Origin of the sequence: Niveibacterium terrae (genome assembly GCF_048213115.1) — a bacterium.
Taxonomy (GTDB): domain Bacteria; phylum Pseudomonadota; class Gammaproteobacteria; order Burkholderiales; family Rhodocyclaceae; genus Niveibacterium; species Niveibacterium terrae.
The window spans coordinates 83,323-103,795 of sequence record NZ_CP172404.1 but is presented as its reverse complement, the minus strand read 5'-3'; the positions used below and the strand labels follow the sequence as shown (position 1 = coordinate 103,795).

Here is a 20,473-nt window from a genome sequence, read left to right as displayed (position 1 = left end):
CCCAAGAGCTTTCCGGGAAGAAACCCAGACTCGCAATCAGGCCCCCGCCCAGCCCGGAAGCCGGGCAACGGCCACTGCATGGGGAATTCGAATAGTATTTATTAATCTTACCGCATTTACCAGCTTCGCCGCCTCCGTCACCGATGCCCAATCCCTGTTCAGTTTCTCAGCCGCCCGCCGCACTCTGCTTCGGAGCCAGCGACCCGACCGGCGCGTCGGGAATCCAGGCCGATCTGCTCACGCTCGCCGCCTGCGGCGTTCACCCGCTGAGCGTGCCGACCTCGCTCGCCGCCCGCGATACGCGCGGCCTCGAAACCGTCTGGGCTCTGGAAATCGGGCAGATCGACGAGCAGGCACGCGTTCTGCTCGAAGATCTGCGCATCTCAGCCTTCAAGGTAGGTCATTTGCTGACGGCAGCCAGCGTCGCCGTGCTGGCCGAGATCATCTCGGACTATCCCGAGGTCCCGCTGGTACTCGCTCCCGCACCGGGCGCCTCCGACGATGAGGATCTGCCCGATGCGCTGCTCGATCTGCTGCTGCCGCTCTCCAGCGTGCTCTGCTGCAACGAGGCGGACGCGGCGCTCCTCGCCGAAGCCTCTGCGCCCGACGAAGGCCGGGCGTCCTCTCCGGCCGCCTGCGCCCGAGAGCTTCTCGCCCGAGGCGCCGGGCAGGTGCTGATCACCGGAGGCGCCAGCGCTTCCCAACAGCTGATCGACACGCTCTATGGCCCGCAGGGCGTGCAGAGCACCTCGGTTCATGATCGCCACCCCGAAACCTTCCTCGGCGCAGGCAGCACCCTGAGCGCAGCGATCACCGCGTATCTGGCCCGGGGCTTCACGACCGTCGAAGCGGTCAAGCTCGCCGGAACGTTTACGCAAACAAGCCTCGCTGCCGGTTTTTCGCCGGGCATGGGCGGGCGCATCCCCTGGCGGGGGAGGAGTTCATGATGAGCGATCACGGCCTCTATGCGGTGACTCCGGACTGGGACGATACGACCCGGCTGCTCGCGGTCACCGAAGAGCTGCTGCGTGGCGGAGTGGCCCGGCTGCAATACCGCCACAAGAGCGCTTCGCCTGCGCTGCGCCGCGAGCAGGCGCTCGCGCTCCGCGAACTCGCGGAGCGCTACCGGGTTCCTCTGCTAATCAACGACGATGTCGAACTGGCGCGGGAGCTCGCTGTCGGCGTGCACCTGGGCCGCGACGACGGCGATCTCGCCGCCGCGCGGGCCGCACTGGGACCGCACGCCCTGCTCGGCGCCTCCTGTTATGGCGATTTCGACCGCGCTGTCGCCGCTCTGGCCGCCGGTGCCGATCATGTCGCCTTCGGCGCGATGTACCCTTCTCCGACCAAGCCTCTGGCGCCGACCGCCGCGCATTCGCTGCTGGGCCGGGCAAGACGGGAACTGGGCGTGCCGGTCGCCTGCATCGGCGGCATCACACTCGCCAACGCCGCCCGGCTGATCCAGCACGGAGCCAGCTTCGTCGCGGTGATCAGCGATCTCTTTACCGCGCCCGATCCCTTCGCGCGGGCTCGCCAGTACGCGGGGCTCTTCGCCCGGCACTATCAGGACACCCTCGATGACTGACCGCAACACTGAACTCTTTCTCCGCGCCCAGCGCTGCATTCCCGGCGGAGTAAATTCTCCGGTCCGCGCCTTTGGCAACGTCGGCGGCACTCCGCCCTTCATCGCCAGCGCCCGGGGCTGCCGGATCCGCGACGCCGACGGCCGCGAGTACATCGATTACGTCGGCTCCTGGGGGCCGGCCATCCTCGGCCACGCCGATCCCGAAGTGATCCGCGCGGTCCAGCAGAAAGCGGCACAAGGCCTGTCCTTCGGTGCACCGACCGAGATCGAAGTCGAGATGGCCGAAACGCTGTGCGCTCGCGTCCCGAACCTGGACATGGTTCGCCTCGTCTCGTCGGGAACCGAAGCGACGATGAGCGCGATCCGGCTCGCGCGCGGCTTCACCGGGCGGGCGGCCATCGTCAAGTTCGAAGGCTGCTATCACGGCCACGCCGACAGTCTGCTGGTCAAGGCCGGCTCGGGAATGCTGACTTTCGGCCATCCGTCCTCGGCCGGAGTCCCTGACGATTTCGCGCGCCATACCCTGGTTCTTCCCTATAACGATGTCGCCGCACTCGAAGAGACTTTCGCGCAACGCGGCGGCGAGATCGCCGGCGTGATCGTCGAACCCGTCGCCGGCAACATGAACCTCGTCAAACCCACCGCCGCCTTCCTCGAGGCGCTGCGCGCACTGTGCACGCAGCACGGCGCGGTGCTGATCGTCGACGAGGTCATGACCGGTTTCCGGGTCGGACCGAAGGGCGCACAAGGCCTGCTCGGAATCGATGCCGACCTCGTGACGCTGGGCAAGATCATCGGCGGAGGGATGCCGGTCGGCGCTTTCGGCGGTCGACGCGAGATCATGGAGAAGGTCGCGCCGCTCGGCCCGGTCTATCAGGCCGGAACCCTGTCGGGAAGCCCGGTCGCGCTTGCCGCCGGCCTCGCGACGCTCGCGAAGATCGCCGAGCCCGGCTTCTACGAGACGCTGTCGGCGCGCTCCCGGCAGCTGACCGAAGGCCTCACCGCCGCCGCCGCCCGCCACGGAGTGCCATTCAGCGCCCAAGCCGTCGGCGGCATGTTCGGCCTCTATTTCTGCCGCGAGATTCCTGGCTGTTTTGACGACGTGATGAAGATCGACCGCGAAGCTTTCGGCCGCTTCTTCCACGGCATGCTCGCCGCCGGCCACTCCTTCGCGCCCTCCCCTTTCGAAGCCGGCTTCGTGTCGGCTGCGCACTCGGCAGCCGACATCGATTCGACGCTCGCCGCGGCTGACCGGGTCTTCGGATCCTTGCTCTGAGCTCCGGCTCACGCAGCGGGCCATCCCGCTGCGTGATAGAGTCCCGCATCGAAATTTTCATTCCTCCCCACGATGATTTCCTCTCCCGCAGAGCTCTCCGCCCCATTTCCCGATCTGGTCCGCCGCATCCTCGACGAAGCAACGGTGCTCGACAACCAGATCATCAAGATCGACCACTTCCTGAACCACCGGATCGAACCGGCCTTCATGACCGCGATGGGCCGTGAGATCGGTCGTCGCCTTGTCGGCTTTCGTCCCGATCTGGTTCTGACCGCCGAGGCGAGCGGCATCGCGCCCGGACTCGTCGCTTCGATTGCACTGGACCTGCCCTTGGTCTATGCAAAGAAGTACGCACCGATGATCGAACCTCCCGCGTATTCGCGAATCGTTCCCTCTCCGACTAAGGGCGGCGAAACCCGGCTGGTGATCGGCAAAAAGTATCTTTGGTCCGGAGCCCGGATCGTGATCGTCGACGACATCCTGTCCAACGGTCGCACAGCCAAGGCTCTGATTGAAATGGCTCGCGAAGCGGGCGCAGAAGTGCTGGCGGCTGCTTTCATCATGGAAAAACGCTTCAAGAACGGTCGCGACATCCTCGAAGCGCTGGATGTCCCGGTCGTTACGCTGGCCCAGGTTCTGGGCGTCACCGAAGGCCGGGTGCAGGTCGCCGGTCTTTGAGCGTTTTCCCGGGAGCCCAGCCGCTGGCTGAGCAGGGCATTACCCGGATGCGGAGTTTCTCGGGAGACGCAAACGATGTTGACGATTGGACGGATGGCCAGAATCTTCGGAGTCACACCAAAGACTCTGCGCCTGTACGAATCGAGCGGACTGTTCTGCCCGTCGCACATCGACCGCTGGAACGGCTATCGCTACTACTCGCCGGCCCAGATCCAGCAGCTGGGACGCATCCTTCGCCTGCACAGCATAGGCCTGGGCGTCGATGAGATCGCCCGCATCTGCAGCGGCAATCACTCCCGCGAACAGGTCAGACACGGCCTCGAAGCCTATGCGGAAAGGCTGGAGCAGAGCATCTCCGGACATCAGGCCGCACTCAGGGCGACGCGCGAGCTGATCGCGTCGCTCGATCTGGCGCGCGACACCCAGCTCCATGGCGAGGTGCTGAGCTTGCCCCCTTTCCGGGTCATCGGCATCGAAGTCGAAGAACCCGAATTCGGCGACATCAGCTCGCTGTGGGGACGGGTTCGCGAGCGTGCCCGCGAAGTCAAAAGTTCCGAGCCGGGAATCCTCTGTGGCGTCTTCCATGGCCACCCGGAGAGTGAGCTGCGCTATCTGGTCGGAGTTCCCGCTACCGGGGACACGCCAATTCCCTCGGGCATGAACGAATGGCAGATTCCCGCCCAGCGCTATGCGATGTTCGTGCACCGCGGCCCCGTCGACGCGCTGGGCAACACGATGCGCGAGATCCACGAACTGGCTCTGCCCGCTCAGGGTCTGGAGCCGGCCGACGGCTTCGACTTTGAACGTTACGACGCCAAGCGCGGAGCGGATCTCTTCGCGACCGACGCCGAAGTCGAACTCTATATTCCGATCCGCTGAGCCCGGGGCGGAGAGTTCTCGCCGCAGGCCGCCGCCTGCTAGCATGGGGGACACGCCAACCGTCCCTCTCCGATGCCCACTTCCTCGCCCCATCCGTTCGCAGCCCTGACGCCCGACACCCTCCTCGACGCGGTCGAGACCACGGGCCTGCGCTGCGACGGACGCTTCCTCGCGCTCAACAGCTACGAAAACCGCGTCTATCAGCTGTGGGAGGAGGATGGCACGCCGCTCGTCGCGAAGTTCTACCGGCCCGCGCGCTGGTCCGATGCGGCGATCCTCGAAGAGCACGATTTCTGCGCCGAACTCGTCGGGTACGAGATCCCGGTCGTCGCGCCGCTCGCGATCGAAGGACGGACGCTGCACGAAGCGAAAGGCTTCCGTTTCGCGCTCTACCCGCGCCGTGGCGGTCGCTCGCCCGAACTCGACGATCCGGCGACGCTGGAATGGATAGGCCGTTTCCTGGGCCGGATCCACGCAGTCGGCCGCGTCAAAGCCTTTGCGCATAGGCCCGAGCTGACGCTTTCAAGCTTCGGCGAAGAGCCGCGCGCCTGGCTGCTCGAACACGATTTCATCCCGCCGGACCTGCTCGCCCCCTGGACAGCGATCGTCGATCTCGCGCTCACCGGAGTCCTCCGCGCATTCGAACGGGCGGGTGACGTTCAAATTCTGCGCCTGCACGGCGACTGCCACGCCGGCAACATCCTCTGGACGCCGGACGGCCCGCACTTCGTCGACTTCGACGACTGCCGGAGCGGCCCGGCGATCCAGGATCTGTGGATGCTGCTCTCAGGGGATCGCGCCTCGATGCAGCGCCAGCTGCTCGACGTGATCGCCGGCTACGAGGATTTCGCGGATTTCGACCCGCGCGAACTGCAGCTGATCGAAGCACTGCGCACGCTGCGCCTGATCCACTACTCGGCGTGGCTCGCGCGGCGCTGGCGCGACCCGGCCTTCCCCTCGGCATTTCCGTGGTTCAACACGCAGCGCTACTGGGAGGAGAGGATTCTGGAGATGCGCGAACAGGTCGCGGCGATGGACGAAGAGCCGCTGCGGATCTAGGCGGACAAATCCGCTCGGTTAAAATCCCCGGATGAACCAAGCCCCCCTCCTTCCGCCGCGCCGCCTCGCCGTCGCACCGATGATCGACTGGACCGACCGGCACTGCCGCTTCTTCCACCGACTGCTCTCACCCCACGCCTGGCTGTACACCGAGATGATCACGACCGGCGCGCTGATCCACGGCGACGTGCCGCGTCATCTGCGCTTCAACGCCGAGGAACATCCGCTCGCGCTGCAGCTCGGAGGCTCGGACCCGGCGGCGCTCGCGCACTGCGCGAAACTGGCCGAGGAATGGGGCTACGACGAAGTGAACCTGAACTGCGGCTGCCCCAGCGAACGGGTGCAGAGCGGCGCCTTTGGCGCCTGCCTGATGATGGAACCCGAACTCGTCCGCGACTGCGTCGCGGCGATGCGCGCGGCAACCTCTCTTCCGGTCACCGTCAAACACCGGGTCGGCATAGACAAGATCGAGGACTACGCTTTCGTCCAGCGCTTCGTCGCAACGGTCGCGGCGGGCGGCTGCTCGAGCTTCATCGTCCATGCCCGCAACGCCTGGCTCAAGGGCCTGAGCCCCAAGGAGAACCGCGAGATCCCGCCGCTGCGCTACGAGTTCGCGCACCGGCTCAAGCAGGAGTTCCCGGACTTCGAGTTCCTGGTCAATGGCGGCATCACCCGGCTGGATGAGATCGAAGTCCAGCTCGGTCACGTCGACGGCGTCATGATCGGTCGCGAGGCCTACCAGAACCCGTGGGCGCTGGTCGACTGGGAGGCTCGCCTCTTCGACCCACAATGGGCGCCCAGCCGCGAGGCGGTCATTGCCGCGATGATCGCTTACTGCCAGCGCGAAAAGAGAGATCACGGCACTCCAGTGCGCGCGATCGTCCGCCATATGCTGGGCCTCGCCAATGGTCTGCCCGGCGCGCGCGGTTTCCGGCGCATCTTGTCCGACGCGAGTCTGCTCAGGCAGGACGATCCGCAGATCCTCAATGAAGCCTGGGCCAGAATCTCCGCCCCAGGCTCGGCCGAAGACTGAAGGTTCAGCGGAACGCGAAGTTCTCGCAGTGGAAGGCTTCGCGGCGCAGGCCGGCCGCGATCAGCCCCGAGCGCAGGCTGTCCGCGAAAGCGGCCGGACCGCAGAACCAGACCCGGCTCGCCCCCAGCTCATCGATCTCATCGGCGAGCTTCTTCGCACTCAGATGCCCGTCGCGTTCGGCGATCACGCGGTGCAGGCGGACTCCGGCCCGCGCACAACGCGATTCGAGATCGACCGGGAACGCCCCTTCGGCAGCGTTCTTCGTGCAATACCAGAAGTCGATGATCCTGCGACCGCCTCCCTCATTGCCCAAAGCATCGAGACGCGCCAGGAAAGGCGTGATCCCGATCCCGCCGGCCACCCAGATCTCGCGCGCACCGTCGCTCGCAAAGTCGAAGCAGCCATAAGGCCCTTCGACTTCGACCGTCTGTCCGGCGGCAAGGCGTTGCGGAAGCGTTCGCGTGTAATCGCCCAGCGGTTTGATCGCGAAGCGGGGATGGCGAGGATCACCGGCCGACGCGATCGTGAAGGGGTGAGCCCCTTCCTGCCCATCGAAGCACAGGAAGGCGAACTGCCCGGCCTTGTGCGGCAAGCCCGGTTCGGGCAACGCGAGGCGAAGATCGATCAAACCTCCGGCTCCGAGCTCGGCCGACTCCACCTTCCCCGTCAGGCGCCGTGTCGCACCAATCCGCCCGCTCAGCGAAACATAGGCGGCGGCACAACCCGCCATCGCCACCGCGATGACTAGCCAGCCCGCCGGACCGGCATACCAGGAATCGGGCATCAGCATCACGGCGTGAAAAGCACCGGCCACGAAGACGACGGCGAGCGCCTTGTGCACTAGATGGAAGAAGCGGTAGGGAATCCGCTTGATCAACGCGATCGCGCCCAGGATCAGCAGGAGGTAGAAAGCCCACTCGCCGAGCTCCCTCGCCAACCCCATCAAACCGAAACCACCGTGCGGTCCATGACCATGCCTCGCCCGCGGCATCAGCCATCCGGCCTCGGTCAGCCAGTGCGGGCTCTGGATGGCGAGCCAGTGCAGGCTCAGCGAGATGCCGGCAATGATGCCCAGCCATTTATGCAAACCATAAGCCTTGTCCAGCCCCCCCAGCCAGGGCTCCAGCCGGACCGGCCGCGTCGCCAGCACGATCGCGAACGCCATGGCCAGAAAGCCGACATAGCCGGTCAGCACGACGGCCTGGCGGCGCCAAGCCCAGAAATCAGCCCCATCGGCCAGCGAGGTCCAGCCCGGAGTGAGCACAAAGCCCGCCACGAGCAAGGCGGAGAACAGGATCAGAGCGCGTTTCATGTCGGGTTCCGGATCAGTCAAACGGGTGTCGAGAGCATAAACGCGAAACGGGTCGAAATGTCTTGCCATTGGCCGCCATGGCGGTAACAGATCGCAAGCGGGTAAGATTTCCGCTTCTCATGAGCGGATCTCCACCATGGCCGGCGTCACTCCCGATTCCCCTTTCCCGATCGACATCCGCGTCCGCAAACGCTCCCGCCTGATGGAGATCGAGTTTTCCGACGGTGCCCGTTTCGAGCTGCCCTTCGAGTTCCTGCGCGTCAATTCCCCCTCAGCCGAAGTCCGCGGCCACGGCGAAGGTCAGGAAGTGCTGCAGACGGGCAAGCGCCGGGTCGAGGTCACCGCGGTCGAGCCGGTCGGCAGCTATGCGATCAAACTCGTCTTCTCCGATGGGCACTCCTCAGGCCTCTACAGCTGGGACGAGCTCTATCGTCTGGGCAGCCGCCACGACGAGCTGTGGGCCGGTTATCTGCAAAAGCTGGAGGCTGCCGGGGCGAGCCGCGACGTCGACAACACGCCGCTTCGCACCTCGTCGAAGTGCTCGCGCCATCGCTAAAAAAAAGCGCACCCGAAGGTGCGCTCGCAAACAGCAATGGGACCCGGCGTGAAGATCAGAACTTGTAGTTCATGCCCAGGCGGAAGTAACGACCGCGATCCGTGTAGTAGTAATAGTTGTAGCCAGCGGCATAATTGATGTCGGTCGGCGGCGCCTTGTTCTCGATGTTCGTGATCGAGAAACTCGTCTTCAGCTTCTTCGTGATGTTGTAGCTGGCATAGATATCGGTCGTCAGCCAGTGGTCGACACGCGCCTGATCCACTCCGTCGTCAGCAACAAGATCGTAGCCGCCGTAGAAGTTGCCGGTCACCCCAGCGCTCCAGACGGGCGCATCGAAGTTCAGCGTTGCACTGCCCTTGTTCTTCGACATCGCCCCGTTGGAACTGCCGTCGTTGCCGGCGTACTCGACGTCCGTGCCATCTTCCTGAGGGCTCTTCCACGAGATCAGGTAGTTCCAGTCGACTTTCAGGCTGGCCTTGGCCGGACCAACTTGACCCAAGCGCCAGTTGAACGTCAGGTCGACACCGCTCGTCTTGATGTACTGAAGGTTACGATAGCTCGTCACGACATAGACAATGTCGCCTTCGGAGTTGCGAACGACCTTGCCGGCATACGCGGCATCCGACTCGTGATTGACGACGTACTGCTCGCTGTCGGTCGAGATCTCGTTGGTCTTCTTGATGTGGTAGTAATCGACCGTGAAGTCGATCGCCTGAGCAGGTTGGACGACAAATCCGAAGTTGTAGCTGGTCGATTTCTCCGGCTGCAGGTTCGGGTTCGACTGGAGCACGCCAGCGATCGAAACAGTCTTGCCGTAGTTGGGCGAAGACGCGCTCTTGTCGGTCACCGACGTGAAGTAGGTCGAATTCGACTGCGCGTTCTCGGCCAGGGTCGGGGCACGGAAGCCACGGCTCACGGTACCGCGGATGGCCAGCATCTTGGACGGCGTGAACTTGAAGCCCGCCTTTGGCGAGAAGGCCGAACCGAAATCGCTGTAATAATCCTCGCGTCCGGCCAGCGACAGCTCCAGCTTCTTATGGACCGGCAGCGTCACTTCAAAGTAACCGGCACTGACGTTGCGCGCGCCGTGGGTCTCGGTCGCACCTTGCCCCAAGATGTAACCGCCGCTGGACCAGCTGTCCGGAACATCGTCCATCGTCTCGCGCCGCACCTCAAGTCCAGTCGCCAGGCTGATCGAACCTGCCGGCAACGCATAGACGTCGCCGGTCACGTGGAAGTCGCCCGCATACAGCTTGGACTTGCCTTCACGGCTCGTGTTGATCCTCAGCGCATCGGTCTGAGCCGTCGTCGGCGACAGGAAGTTGTAGCTGTCGTTCGCGATCGCGTCGGCCAGAGCCACCGCGTTGACGCGGTTGTACTGGTCCTGGGTCGTCTTGCTCTCGCCGTACCAGACCGCCGATTCCCAGTCCCAGGAACCCGTCAGGTTGCCCTTGAGGCCGCCCATCACGCGGTACATGTCGGTCGTGATTTCGGCCGTGCGTGCGCCGACATCGAAGAACGTATAGCCGATGCCGACCGCGGTCGAATAGGGATTCGACGAATTGCCGACCGGCAGTTTATTGCTGACCGAGGCGATGCCGCCCGTGCTCGGGTCATAGCGGACGCTGGTCGAGGTCAGCGACGACGGAGTCATCGACTGGTTGGTCTTCGTGTGCGACAGGAACAGGTTACCAAAGGCCTGGAGCTTGTCGCTGAAGCGGTATTCGCCGCTCGTGAAGGAGTTGATCCGTTCGGTGCTCGGGATCAGGCTGACATAGCTGGCCGGGTTGTAGCCGCAAACGGTGCCGCTCAGACCCCAGTTGCTGGCGTCCATCGTCGAAGCGCCGGTCGGGCAGTTCGCAAACGCGGCGCGCGGCGAGGTACGGTAGGTGCCGGCGTTCGTCGACCAGTTCTCGACTCCACCGTAGTTGCTGGATTTGCTGCGGTCGGCATAGGTGATGCCGTCACGCTTGAAGTAATCGATCGAGGTCAGCACGTTGAAGCCGTCCTCGGTGAGGTTGCCGAAGCCACCGGTCAAAGCGACGTGCTTCTCGGTCAGATCGCTCTTGTTCGACGTACCATAGTCAGCGGCCACTTCGGCCCCTTGGTAGTCGTGCCTCAGGATCACGTTGATGACGCCGGCCACCGCATCCGAACCGTAGATCGCCGAGGATCCGTCCTTCAGAACTTCGACCCGCTCGACGGCAGCAGCCGGGATCGAGTTGATGTCGAAATAGGTATCGGACAGGTTCTGCGCGAACCCGTAGTTCGGAGCGCGACGACCGTTGATCAGCACCAGCGTCGACTTCTGGCCCAAGCCGCGCAGCGCGATCCCGGCCGCGCCCGGCGAGAACGAGTTGGAAAAGTTCTCGGAGTAGCTGCCGCCGCTGTTGGCACTGATCTTCTGCAGCACTTCCGAGATCGTCGCCGCGCCGCTGCGCTCGATGTCCGCATGGCTGATGACCTGAACCGGAGACGCCGTCTCGGCATCCACTCGCTTGATCCGCGAGCCGGTAACTTCAATTTTCTCGGGCTGTGTGTCGGCTAGAGCGATCGACGATGCAGAATAAATCCCGAGAGACGCGATGGCCAAGGCCAAGGGTTTCACTTTCACGGCGTCAATTCCTTTGCATGTTGCCGTCTGGCTGCACTTGAGCCAGGCGAGGGGGGTGCAATCACGGCTTTTGACCGCATTGAGCGATGCGGCGCAACAGTTGCGCTCACCCGGCAAAGTTATCGACAAAAACCAACACTTTTGTTACGTATCTACAACAAAAGGCCACTCAAGCCCCGCCCAGTCATCAATCCCAACAACCATTCATTAACACTCGTAAGAATCGAGCGAGCGCCTGAAACAAATCAGAAGCCCACGGGAAGAACCGGAGAACTCGCATGACGGCCTTGGCTCATCACAAAAAAAACAGGCCGGGGATGCCGGCCTGTTTTTCTGCTGAACCTCAAGTCCGATCAGAACTTGTAACTTGCGTTCAGGTAGTAGGTGCGACCGCGCGGATCGGAGACCTGGGCGTTGTAGCCGATGACTTGGCCCGTACTGCCGGTGGTCGAGAAGGGCGGCTTTTTGTCGAACACGTTGTAGATGCCGCCGGTCACGCGCAGCCCCTGGAGCGGAGTCTTCCACGCGGTTTGCCAGTCGACCGGGAACCAGGCCTTGACCTTGTGCGGAGCTTCGAAGTAGTCCACATCGTCCGGGTAGTTGCCCTTAGCATCGGTGATGTCGAGGCTGCCGCCGTTCACTTCCCGATACCCGGACTTGTAGTTCAAAGTCAGCGTGTGATCGAAGTTCGCTGTCGCCAACGTCGTCGTCCAGGCTCCCTGCAGACGCAGCGTTGCAGCGCCAAGGTAGGGACTGTACTGACCCAGGTTGCTGTAGTAATCGCCGCCCCTTTCGGTCTGCTGTTGATCGACCAGGGTCCAGGTCGCGACGACGCTCGAGTTCACGCGGCCAACCGGGGTCTTGAACGCGAAGCGCAGGTCGAAGTCGATGCCGGTGGTCTTGCGGTCGCCCAGGTTGACCTGAGGAAGCACGAACGCGTACTGAACCTGCTTGGTCTGCGGATCGGTATAGAGCGGGCGGATATAACCCTTGGCGATCGAATCCTCCCAGTCCTGAGCGATCTCGGTCTCGGTCTTGCTGCCGAACTGATTGCGAATCTTGATGCTCCACAGATCCGCGCCGAGCGAAGCCCAGGTCGTCGGCTCATAGCGGAAGCCGAGCGTGAACTGCGTCGATTTCTCAGGCTTCAGGTCCGGGTTGCCGGACACATACATCTGGTACTGGGCAGCGTCTCCACCCGGCACACAGTAAGCGCTGCGCGAGTCGGTCGCGGCGAACGGGCAGGTGTAGTTCCCCGCCGTCACGCCGTAGAGTTGGGTCACGTTCGCGGTCTGAGCCGGCTGCGGAGCGTGGAAACCGCTGTTGACCGAAGCACGAACCAGCAGGTTACGCATCGGAGTCCAGCGCATGCCCAGTTTGGCGTTGGTCGTGCTGCCAAAGTCAGAGTAGTGGTCATAGCGAACTGCGGTGGTCGCCTCCAGGCCCTTGACGATGGGCACGAGCAGTTCGCCAAACGCGCCCCAAGCCGTACGAGCCGTGTCGAACGGAGCATCGGTCGCAAAGTCGGGGAACTGGCCGCCCTGCTCGAGGCCCTGGGCCAGCGCCGAGGGTTCGTACTTGTTGCGCTCGCGGTGGATGTCAAAACCAGTACCGAGCTGAACGCCGCCGGCCGGCAGCGAGAAGATCTCGTGCGAAGCCTGAGCCTGGAAGAAGTCCAGGTAGGTCGTTCCCAGCTTGTACTGCGCATCGCTGGAGACCTTCGCCGCGTTGATCAGAGCCATCGCTTCGGGGCTCTGGTTGCCGACCGGCACGAAGGGGTTGATCAGGCCCGAGTCGATCGCCTTGGACAGCGCATCCTGGTAGAGGTAACCGCCACCAATCCTCTCGGTCCAGCGGTTGAGCGAATGCGTATACGAGGTCTGATAGTCCCAACCGGCGAGAACGCCCTTGAGGCCGACAACCAGGTGAGTCGCTTCAGTGATGTCATTGGTCGCGCGCTGTCCGGCATCGCCGAGCCGCCAGTTGACCGTCACGTCCGCGTTGGCCGGAACGCCGTAGGGCTGAAGATACGTTGCATAGAACGGAGAGCCCGCCTTGACGAGGATGCTGCCCGGAGGCGGCGCAACCCGCGACGTCGTCTCGTGCCGGGAGTACATCGCCTCGGCGAAGAACTGATGGTTCTCGTTGATCTTGAAATTGAAGCTGGTCAGCAGGCTGTCGCGCTTCGAATCCGGGATGATCTCCAGATCGGCCGGATAGATGTAGCGGCAGTTGTTCCCGGACTGGACGCTGCCCGCAGCGCAGCTGCCGTTGGCTTTCAGGTAGGGGTTGAAGCCGCTCCACTTGGTGACCGTACCATCCGCATTCGTGACGCTCCCGCCCGCGACGTTACCCGGAATGCTCTTTCCGGAAGTCGTGTAGAGGCGATAGTCCTTGCCGTCCGAACCGGTGAAGTCGTAATAGCCCTTGGTCGGGTAGGCGAACTCGGAGCGGTCGGTCGCCTTCAGCGCAGTGCGTTCTTCATGGGACGCCGAAACCAGGATATTGAAGCGATCCTTCTCCAGGTCGCCATAGCCAGCCGTGATCGAAGCCTTCTTCTCCTCGGCGCCACCGCCATCGGTGAAGACCGTGCCGGCCGTCAGTTCAACCCCGGTGTAGTCCTGCTTCAGGATGAAGTTCACAACCCCGGCCATCGCGTCGGAACCATAGATTGCCGAAGCGCCATCGGTCAGCACTTCGACGCGCTGGATCGCCGCGATCGGAATCGAGTTCAGGTCGACGCCGGCCGACGCACCGGTCAGAGACTGGCCGGCAAAAGTCGCGACGCGACGTCCGTTGATCAGCACCAAGCTGCGGGTATCACCCAAGCCGTGCAGCGAGGCGCTCGCGTAGCCGCCCGCGCTCGTTCCGACCGACGCGGCATCGTTCGTGAAGCCCTGCATCGCCGGCAGCTTCTGCAGAAGGTCGGCAACCGAGGTCGCTCCGGTCTTCTGAATGTCCGCCTGCGAGATGTTCTGGACCGGAAGCGCGGTCTCGGCGTTGATCCGCTTGATCGCGGAGCCCGTCACTTCGATGCGCTCGACTTTCTGCTCGTCGGCGATAGCGCTCAGCGAGGCCGAGTACAGCCCGAGAGACGCGATGGCCAAAGCCAGTGGTTTCATTTTCACTGTGTGAGTCCCTTTGCTTGTTGCTGTTTGGTTTTCCCTCCCGCTTGGCGGGGAGGTGATGGGCACGGTTTTGGCCGCTCCTGATGAACATCCAGCAACCTATGTGCCCGACTTGTAACGCTATTCGCAAAAGCAACACTCTTGTTACGTTTTTGCGACAAGAACAACAAAATCGCGACGCTTTTGCCTGTTTACATGTTTTGTTGCGTCAGGATATTCAAAAACACTCGTGCCCAGCAACATCGTGTCTCATTTTTGTGACGCTGTGCCTCTCTCTGGTGCCTCGCTGGCGCTTTTGCACCAACTTGCCCCGCCCTCCGGCCGGGCGCCCATGCCAGCCAGCGCGAACAGCCGGGATCCGGCCGGACTTACTCCCTCAGGGGCCCCCTGCCGGGCGCGCAATAAAAAAGCGCACCCGAAGGTGCGCTTGAAAAGTACAGGCTGCCGTGAAACTCAGAACTTGTAGTTCACGCCCAGGCGGTAGTAACGACCCCGCAGACCGTAGTCATAGGTGTCATAGCCTTCCGCATACTGCAGGTCCGTTGGCGGGTTGCGGTTCTCGATGTTCTGGATCGAGAAGGTCGCCTGCAAGGCCTTAGTCACGTTGTAGCTCGTGTAGATGTCGGTCGTGATGTAGGCATTGACGTGATCCTGAACGACGTTGTCATTGGCATCAGTGACCGGCGACGCGATGTTGTAACCATCGAGGTAGTTGACCCCCAGCGACACCGACCAGACCGGCGCATCCCAGTTGAACTTCAGCTTCCCGGTATTGCGGTGGTACAGGTTATAGCCATCGTTGCCGGCATAGTCCGTCAGAACGCCCTTCGAGAGCATCTTCCAATCGATCAGATAGCTCCAGTCGAGTTTGGCCGAGAGCTTGCCCGGTCCCATCTGCCCCATGCGCCAATTCGCGGTGTAGTCGATGCCGCTGGTCTGCACATAGTCCTGGTTGTAGAACTGACGGAGCACATAGATCACCCGGCCCGTGGACGGATCGCGAACAACCAGCTCGGGATGCTCAGCCTCGTGATTCACGACGTAGGCTGCCGAATCGCGGCCAACCAGGTTGTTCTGCTTGATCCGGAAGTAATCGATGGTGAAATCGACGGCCTTGAGCGGCTGGGCGACGATACCGAAGTTCAGACTGGTCGACTTCTCGGGCGAGAGGTTCGGGTTGCTCTTGACAACGGTCGCCACCGAGTAACTCTGCTTGAGCTTCTTGTCAGTAATCGTCTGGAAGGACGTCGAATTCGAATCCGAGTTCTCGGCCAACGTCGGAGCACGGAAGCCCTTGCCCCAGGATGCGCGGAAGGCCAGTTCCTTCATCGGCGTGAACTTGATGTTCGCGGACGGCGAGAAAGCCGAGCCGAAGTCGCTGTACTTGTCGGCACGAGCCGCCAGCCCCATTTCGACGGACTTGACCACCGGAACGGCGAATTCGAAGTACGCAGCGCTGACGTTGCGCGAGCCGTGGGTTTCGGTCGCCCCCGAACCAAGAATGTAGCCGTTCTTCAGCAGATCGTCGGGAACATCGTCAAGCTGTTCGCGGCGGAAATCGACGCCGAACACCGCACCCACCGAACCGGCCGGAAGCGAGAACAGGTCGCCGCGAACACTCGCATCGGCCGTATAGGTTTTGGAGGTCGAGTTACGCGTCGTATTCAGGCGCAGCGCATCGCTCTGCGCCTTCGTTGGATTGAAGAAGTCATAGGAGCCGTCGACCAGAGCTTTCTGCAAAGCGTGGACATTGACGTAATTGAAATTGTCGGCTTTCGACTTGCTCTGGCCTGCAGTCAGCGCGACCTCCCAGTCCCAGGTCTTAAGCGCGCCCTTCAGGCCTCCGAGTACACGATAGGAATCGCTGACGATTTCGGCTGAGCGGGGACCGACATCGAAGAAGGTGTAGCCGAGCGCCGTCGCCACCGGATAAGGGTTGGCTGCGTTGCCAACCGGCAGCGTCGTATCGATCCTGGAAGCGCCATGCGTGACCGGATCATAGGCGACACCGAAGCCATTGATCGACAAGCTCGCGGGAGTCGAAAGCTGGTTCGTCTTCGTGTGCGACGCGAAGACTTCGGCGAAGGCCTGCAGCGAGCCACCGAGATTAAAGGTGCCGCGGCTGAAGAAGTTCAGGCGCTCGGTGGACGGGTAGAGGTTCAGGTAGCTGGCCGGATTATAGGCACACGCCGACCCATGGTAACTGCTGCTGAACTTCGTCGCGTCGACTATCTGACCGCCCGCCTGACAGTTCGCCGCAGGGGTCATCGTCTTGGTTGTCGGGTCATAGTAAGTCCCCGCGCCAGAACCCCAGCCAGAGAGACCGCCTGGCATGCTGGTCATGTCGTAGTTGCGGGTCTTCTCGCGATCGGCATAGGTGATGCCATCACGCTTGAAGAAGTCCAACGAGGCGAGCACGTTGTAATTGTCTTCGGACAGCTTGCCGAGACCACCGGTGATCGCGACGTGAGACTCCGGCAGGTCGTTCGAGTCCGAGATGCCCTGTTCGGCGGACACTTCCAGGCCCTTGAAGTCCTTGCGCATGATCACGTTGATGACACCCGCCACTGCGTCCGAACCGTAAAGCGCGGATGCGCCATCCTTCAGGACTTCAACCCGCTCGATCGCCGAAGCCGGCAGCGAGTTCAAATCGAAGTAGGTATCGGACAGGTTCTGCGCGAAGCCGTAGTTAGGCGCACGGCGACCGTTGATCAGCACCAGCGTGGACTTCTGGCCCAGACCGCGCAGCGAGATGCCCGAAGCGCCAGGCGAGAACGAGTTCGTGAAGTTCTCGCTGTAGCTGCCGGAGTTCGCAGTGATCGAGCGCAGCGCGTCGGCCACCGTGGCGTTGCCGCTCTTGGCGATATCGGCACGCGAGACGACTTCGACGGGGGACGCGGTTTCAGCGTCGACGCGCTTGATCCGCGAACCGGTGATTTCGATCTTTTCGGTCGGGGTATCGGCAAGAGCGCTCAGCGAGGCCGAGTAGACCCCCAGAGACGCAATGGCCAAGGCCAGAGGCTTCATTTTCACGGTGATAGTCCTTTTGCTTGTGATCGCTTGTTTTCGCTCCCACTGAGCGGGGAGGTGAAATGCCCGGTTCTGAACCGAGTCGACCGGGCTTTTGCAACCTGTATGCCCGTCCGACAAAGCTATCCACAAAAGCAACACTTCTGTTACAAATTTGCGACAAGAACAACATAACTTCACCAGTTCTCGCTGTTCCTAGGGTTTATTGCTACAGCGCATTAATAAATGTTCCCCTCCGGCAACTTTCTGCCCCATCTCAGCTTCTTTGCGCGACAAATCGGTGCATCACTACCCGCCTTGCACCATTTAAGAGCACCCATCGCCAGCCGATCGGGATAGGGACAGCCAACGCGAACAACCGTGATCCCCCCAGGGCCTGACTTGCCCCCTCAGGGGGGCGCCTATGCTGGGCACATCCCCCCCCCCCCAAAAAAAAAGCGCACCCGAAGGTGCGCTTGAAAAGTACAGACTGCCGTGAAAATCAGAACTTGTAGTTGACGCCCAGGCGGTAGTAGCGCCCGCGCAGGTTGTAGTCGTAGGTTTCATAGCCAGCCGAGTAGCTGGCGTCATAGGGCGGGTTGCGGTTCTCGATGTTCTGGATCGAGAAGGTCGCCTGCAGCGCCTTCGTCACGTTGTAGCTGGTGAAGATGTCGGTCGTGATGTAAGCATTGACATGGTCTTGAACGACGTTGCCATCGCTGTCGGTCACCGGATCAAGATGGTTGTAGCCGTCGAGGTAGTTGATACCCAAGGAAACCGACCAAACCGGAGCATCCCAGTTGATCTTCAGCTTGCCCTGGTTGCGATGGAACACCGACCCCCAGCCATCGTTGCCGGCATAGTTGACCGCATCTGCTCCGGCTGCGGGTGGCGTCTTCCAGTCAATCAGATAGTTCCAGTCGAACTTCGTGGAGAGCTTGGCTGGCCCCACCTGGCCCAGGCGCCAGTTGGCGGTGATGTCGATACCGCTGGTCTGCACATACTCAAGGTTGCGATACTTGTTGCTGATGTACAGAACCTGCCCGGTCGTCGCATCGCGAACGACCTGACCGGCATACTGGGCATCGTTCTCGTGTGCCAGGATGTAGGACAGGCTGTCGGTCCCAACCAGATCCTTCTGCTTGATCCGGTAGTAGTCAACGGTGAAGTCGATCGCCTTGACCGGCTGGGCGACGATGCCGAAGTTCACGGTCGTCGACTTTTCGGCCTTCAGATCCGGATTGCCGACCAGAACACCAGCGATGTTGAAGGATTTGTTCTTCAGCTCGGGGTGACCCGCAGGAGGCGTGGTGTCGGTAATCGTCGTGAAGTAGGTCGAGTTCGATTGCGAGTTCTCGGCCAACGTCGGAGCACGGAAGCCCTTGCCCCAGGATGCGCGGAAGGCCAGTTCCTTCATCGGCGTGAACTTGATCTTCGCCGATGGCGAGAAGGCCGAACCGAAGTCGCTGTACTTGTCGCCACGACCAGCAAGGCCGATTTCGACTGTCTTGAGCACCGGAATCGCAAACTCAAAGAAACCAGCGCCGACATTGCGCGAACCGTGAGTTTCGGTCGCGCCCTGACCCAGCACATAGCCTCCGGTCAGCCATTGATCCGGAACGTCGTCGAGCTGTTCGCGGCGAAAATCGACGCCGAACACGGCGCCAACCGCCCCGGCCGGCAGCGAAAACAGATCGCCGCGGATGTTCGCATCCGCCGTATAGAGCTTCGAGGTTGCCTCCCGGTGAAGATTCAGGCGCAGAGCATCGGCCTGCTCCTTGGTCGGGTTCAGGAAATTGTACGACCCATCGGCGATCGCCTTCTGCAGCGCAATCGCATTGATGCGGTTGTACTGCTCCTGCTTGGACTTGCTCTGACCCGAGGTCAACGCAAACTCCCAGTCCCAAGTCTTCAGCGAGCCTTTCAGTCCACCGAGAAGTCGGTAGGCATCAGTAGTGATGTCGGCCGATCGAGGGCCGACGTCGAAGAACGTGTAGCCGAACCGGGCGGGCGTCGAATACGGGTTCGCCGCATTGCCAACCGGCAGCCGCGTATCGATGACCGCGACACCACCAGTGGTCGGGTCATAACGCGTGCTCGAGCCGCTGGTCGAAATGGCGCCAGGAGTAAAGGTCTGCTGGGTCGAGGTATGCGAACCGAAAACTTCGCCGAAAGCCTGCAGAGAGCTACCCAGATTGAAGGTTCCATGGCTGAAGAAGTTGATCCGTTCCGTGTCCGGAAATGCGTTCTGGTATTCGGCCGGGTTGTACATGCAGGCGGTCCCGCTGTAACCCGCTCCGAACTTGGCCGCATCGACCGTTGCGGTTCCGAAGGGACAATTCGCCATCGCAACCCGCGTATAGGTTCCGGTCCGGTAGGTGCCGGTATTGCTCCAGCCGAATGCACCACCGGGTTTGCTGGATGTATCGGAATCGCGCGTGAAAGCGCGGTCGGCATAGGTGATGCCGGTTCGCTTGAAGTAGTCCAGCGAAGCGAGCACGTTGTAGCCATTCTCGGACAGAGTGCCGAGCCCCCCGGTGATCGAGACGTGCGACTCCGGCAGGTCGTTCTCGTCCGAAATGCCCTGTTCGGCCGACACTTCCAGGCCTTTAAAGTCCTGGCGCAGGATCACGTTGACGACGCCTGCGATCGCATCGGAACCGTAGATCGCCGAAGCGCCATCCTTCAGGACTTCGACCCGCTCGATCGCCGAGGCCGGCAGCGAATTCAGGTCGAAATAGGTATCCGACAAATTCTGCGCAAAGCCGTAGTTAGGCGCGCGACGACCGTTGATCAGCACCAGCGTGGACTTCTGGCCCAGACCGCGCAGCGAGATGCCCGAAGCGCCCGGCGAGAACGAGTTCGTCCAGTTCTCGCTAAAGCTACCGGCATTCGCGGTAATCGTGCGCAGCGCATCGGCCACCGTGGCACTGCCGCTCTTCGCGATGTCGGCACGCGTGACGACTTCGACGGGTGACGCGGTTTCAGCGTCGACCCGCTTGATCCGCGAGCCGGTGACTTCGATCTTTTCGGGTGACGTGTCAGCGTAAGCGCTCAGCGAGGCCGAATAGACCCCGAGCGACGCGATGGCCAAGGCCAGTGGTTTCATCTTCACGGTGTGAGTCCCTTTGCTTGTTACCGCCCGGATTGAGCATCCAGAAAGCGGGTGGTGGTGATCGCGGCTTTTGGCCGCAACAGCCCTACAAGAGCAACCCACATGCCTCAGAGGAAAAGTCCACTCATAAAAGCAACGGTTTTGTTACAGTCAAGCAAATCAAGCAACAAACACAACACAAACAGACAAACAATGGAACTAAATTGCCGAGGCACGCTACAAATTGTGC

Annotated in this window: 14 protein-coding genes; 9 read left to right on the top strand and 5 right to left on the bottom strand. The window is 62.1% G+C overall.

The window, feature by feature from the left end:
• Positions 1 to 143 precede the first annotated feature (143 nt).
• From thiD to dusA, 7 genes are all read left to right on the top strand, one after another.
• A complete protein-coding gene (gene thiD, locus ACHFB9_RS00455) occupies positions 144 to 947 on the top strand; it encodes a bifunctional hydroxymethylpyrimidine kinase/phosphomethylpyrimidine kinase (protein WP_417069006.1) in 804 nt (267 codons plus the stop codon).
• Positions 947 to 1,585, top strand: a complete 639-nt coding sequence (gene thiE, locus ACHFB9_RS00450; RefSeq protein WP_417069005.1) for a thiamine phosphate synthase — start codon at positions 947 to 949, stop codon at positions 1,583 to 1,585. The genes thiD and thiE overlap by 1 nt, the downstream gene beginning before the upstream one ends.
• Positions 1,578 to 2,861 (top strand): glutamate-1-semialdehyde 2,1-aminomutase, encoded by a 1,284-nt coding sequence (gene hemL / locus ACHFB9_RS00445; RefSeq protein ID WP_417069004.1) that lies wholly within the window; start codon positions 1,578 to 1,580, stop codon positions 2,859 to 2,861. Before thiE ends, hemL begins: the two co-directional genes overlap by 8 nt.
• Positions 2,862 to 2,933: 72 nt before the next feature.
• Positions 2,934 to 3,539 (top strand): phosphoribosyltransferase family protein, encoded by a 606-nt coding sequence (locus ACHFB9_RS00440; protein ID WP_417069003.1) that lies wholly within the window; start codon positions 2,934 to 2,936, stop codon positions 3,537 to 3,539.
• 75 nt (positions 3,540 to 3,614) lie between these two features.
• A complete protein-coding gene (locus ACHFB9_RS00435) occupies positions 3,615 to 4,418 on the top strand; it encodes a MerR family transcriptional regulator (protein WP_417069002.1) in 804 nt (267 codons plus the stop codon).
• A 72-nt stretch (positions 4,419 to 4,490) separates the two neighbouring features.
• On the top strand, positions 4,491 to 5,477 hold the full coding sequence (locus ACHFB9_RS00430) for a serine/threonine protein kinase (RefSeq protein WP_417069001.1): 987 nt from the start codon (positions 4,491 to 4,493) through the stop codon (positions 5,475 to 5,477).
• A 31-nt stretch (positions 5,478 to 5,508) separates the two neighbouring features.
• Positions 5,509 to 6,510, top strand: coding sequence for a tRNA dihydrouridine(20/20a) synthase DusA (gene dusA / locus ACHFB9_RS00425; RefSeq protein ID WP_417069000.1), 1,002 nt, complete (start codon positions 5,509 to 5,511; stop codon positions 6,508 to 6,510).
• A gap of 4 nt (positions 6,511 to 6,514) precedes the next feature.
• On the opposite strand, the gene ACHFB9_RS00420 is transcribed toward dusA, so the two are convergent.
• Positions 6,515 to 7,822, bottom strand: coding sequence for a ferric reductase-like transmembrane domain-containing protein (locus tag ACHFB9_RS00420; RefSeq protein WP_417068999.1), 1,308 nt, complete (start codon positions 7,820 to 7,822; stop codon positions 6,515 to 6,517).
• A gap of 136 nt (positions 7,823 to 7,958) precedes the next feature.
• Here ACHFB9_RS00420 and ACHFB9_RS00415 point away from each other — a divergent pair, with 136 nt between their 5' ends.
• Positions 7,959 to 8,378: a gamma-butyrobetaine hydroxylase-like domain-containing protein gene (locus ACHFB9_RS00415; RefSeq protein ID WP_417068998.1), complete on the top strand. Its 420-nt coding sequence runs from the start codon at positions 7,959 to 7,961 to the stop codon at positions 8,376 to 8,378.
• 55 nt (positions 8,379 to 8,433) lie between these two features.
• On the opposite strand, the gene ACHFB9_RS00410 is transcribed toward ACHFB9_RS00415, so the two are convergent.
• The gene (locus tag ACHFB9_RS00410; RefSeq protein WP_417068997.1) at positions 8,434 to 10,872 is read right to left on the bottom strand and encodes a TonB-dependent receptor; all 2,439 of its coding nucleotides are present in this window, start codon (positions 10,870 to 10,872) and stop codon (positions 8,434 to 8,436) included.
• Positions 10,873 to 10,963: 91 nt separating this feature from the next.
• Between ACHFB9_RS00410 and ACHFB9_RS00405 the strand changes: the two genes are divergently transcribed.
• Entirely contained in the window at positions 10,964 to 11,203 is a 240-nt protein-coding gene (locus tag ACHFB9_RS00405; protein ID WP_417068996.1) for a hypothetical protein, read from the top strand.
• 142 nt (positions 11,204 to 11,345) lie between these two features.
• Here the strand turns inward: ACHFB9_RS00405 and ACHFB9_RS00400 are convergent, their stop codons facing one another.
• The 3 genes from ACHFB9_RS00400 to ACHFB9_RS00390 all read right to left on the bottom strand — a co-directional run bounded on the left by ACHFB9_RS00400 (position 11,346) and on the right by ACHFB9_RS00390 (position 20,238).
• A complete protein-coding gene (locus ACHFB9_RS00400) occupies positions 11,346 to 14,114 on the bottom strand; it encodes a TonB-dependent receptor (protein WP_417071435.1) in 2,769 nt (922 codons plus the stop codon).
• A 459-nt stretch (positions 14,115 to 14,573) separates the two neighbouring features.
• Positions 14,574 to 17,147: a TonB-dependent receptor gene (locus ACHFB9_RS00395; RefSeq protein WP_417071433.1), complete on the bottom strand. Its 2,574-nt coding sequence runs from the start codon at positions 17,145 to 17,147 to the stop codon at positions 14,574 to 14,576.
• 484 nt (positions 17,148 to 17,631) lie between these two features.
• Positions 17,632 to 20,238, bottom strand: a complete 2,607-nt coding sequence (locus ACHFB9_RS00390; RefSeq protein ID WP_417071431.1) for a TonB-dependent receptor — start codon at positions 20,236 to 20,238, stop codon at positions 17,632 to 17,634.
• Between the last annotated feature and the right edge of the window lie 235 nt (positions 20,239 to 20,473).

What these genes read in the sequence shown, in the direction of transcription:
- ACHFB9_RS00430 (WP_417069001.1), top strand. Translation starts at nt 4,491, where the DNA reads ATGCCCACTTCCTCGCCCCATCCGTTCGCAGCCCTGACGCCCGACACC.
- hemL (WP_417069004.1), top strand. Translation starts at nt 1,578, where the DNA reads ATGACTGACCGCAACACTGAACTCTTTCTCCGCGCCCAGCGCTGCATT.
- thiE (WP_417069005.1), top strand. Translation starts at nt 947, where the DNA reads ATGAGCGATCACGGCCTCTATGCGGTGACTCCGGACTGGGACGATACG.
- ACHFB9_RS00405 (WP_417068996.1), top strand. Translation starts at nt 10,964, where the DNA reads ATGGCCAAGGCCAAGGGTTTCACTTTCACGGCGTCAATTCCTTTGCAT.
- ACHFB9_RS00415 (WP_417068998.1), top strand. Translation starts at nt 7,959, where the DNA reads ATGGCCGGCGTCACTCCCGATTCCCCTTTCCCGATCGACATCCGCGTC.
- ACHFB9_RS00390 (WP_417071431.1), bottom strand. Translation starts at nt 20,238, where the DNA reads ATGAAACCACTGGCCTTGGCCATCGCGTCGCTCGGGGTCTATTCGGCC.
- ACHFB9_RS00395 (WP_417071433.1), bottom strand. Translation starts at nt 17,147, where the DNA reads ATGAAGCCTCTGGCCTTGGCCATTGCGTCTCTGGGGGTCTACTCGGCC.
- ACHFB9_RS00440 (WP_417069003.1), top strand. Translation starts at nt 2,934, where the DNA reads ATGATTTCCTCTCCCGCAGAGCTCTCCGCCCCATTTCCCGATCTGGTC.
- dusA (WP_417069000.1), top strand. Translation starts at nt 5,509, where the DNA reads ATGAACCAAGCCCCCCTCCTTCCGCCGCGCCGCCTCGCCGTCGCACCG.
- thiD (WP_417069006.1), top strand. Translation starts at nt 144, where the DNA reads ATGCCCAATCCCTGTTCAGTTTCTCAGCCGCCCGCCGCACTCTGCTTC.
- ACHFB9_RS00400 (WP_417071435.1), bottom strand. Translation starts at nt 14,114, where the DNA reads ATGAAACCACTGGCTTTGGCCATCGCGTCTCTCGGGCTGTACTCGGCC.
- ACHFB9_RS00420 (WP_417068999.1), bottom strand. Translation starts at nt 7,822, where the DNA reads ATGAAACGCGCTCTGATCCTGTTCTCCGCCTTGCTCGTGGCGGGCTTT.
- ACHFB9_RS00435 (WP_417069002.1), top strand. Translation starts at nt 3,615, where the DNA reads ATGTTGACGATTGGACGGATGGCCAGAATCTTCGGAGTCACACCAAAG.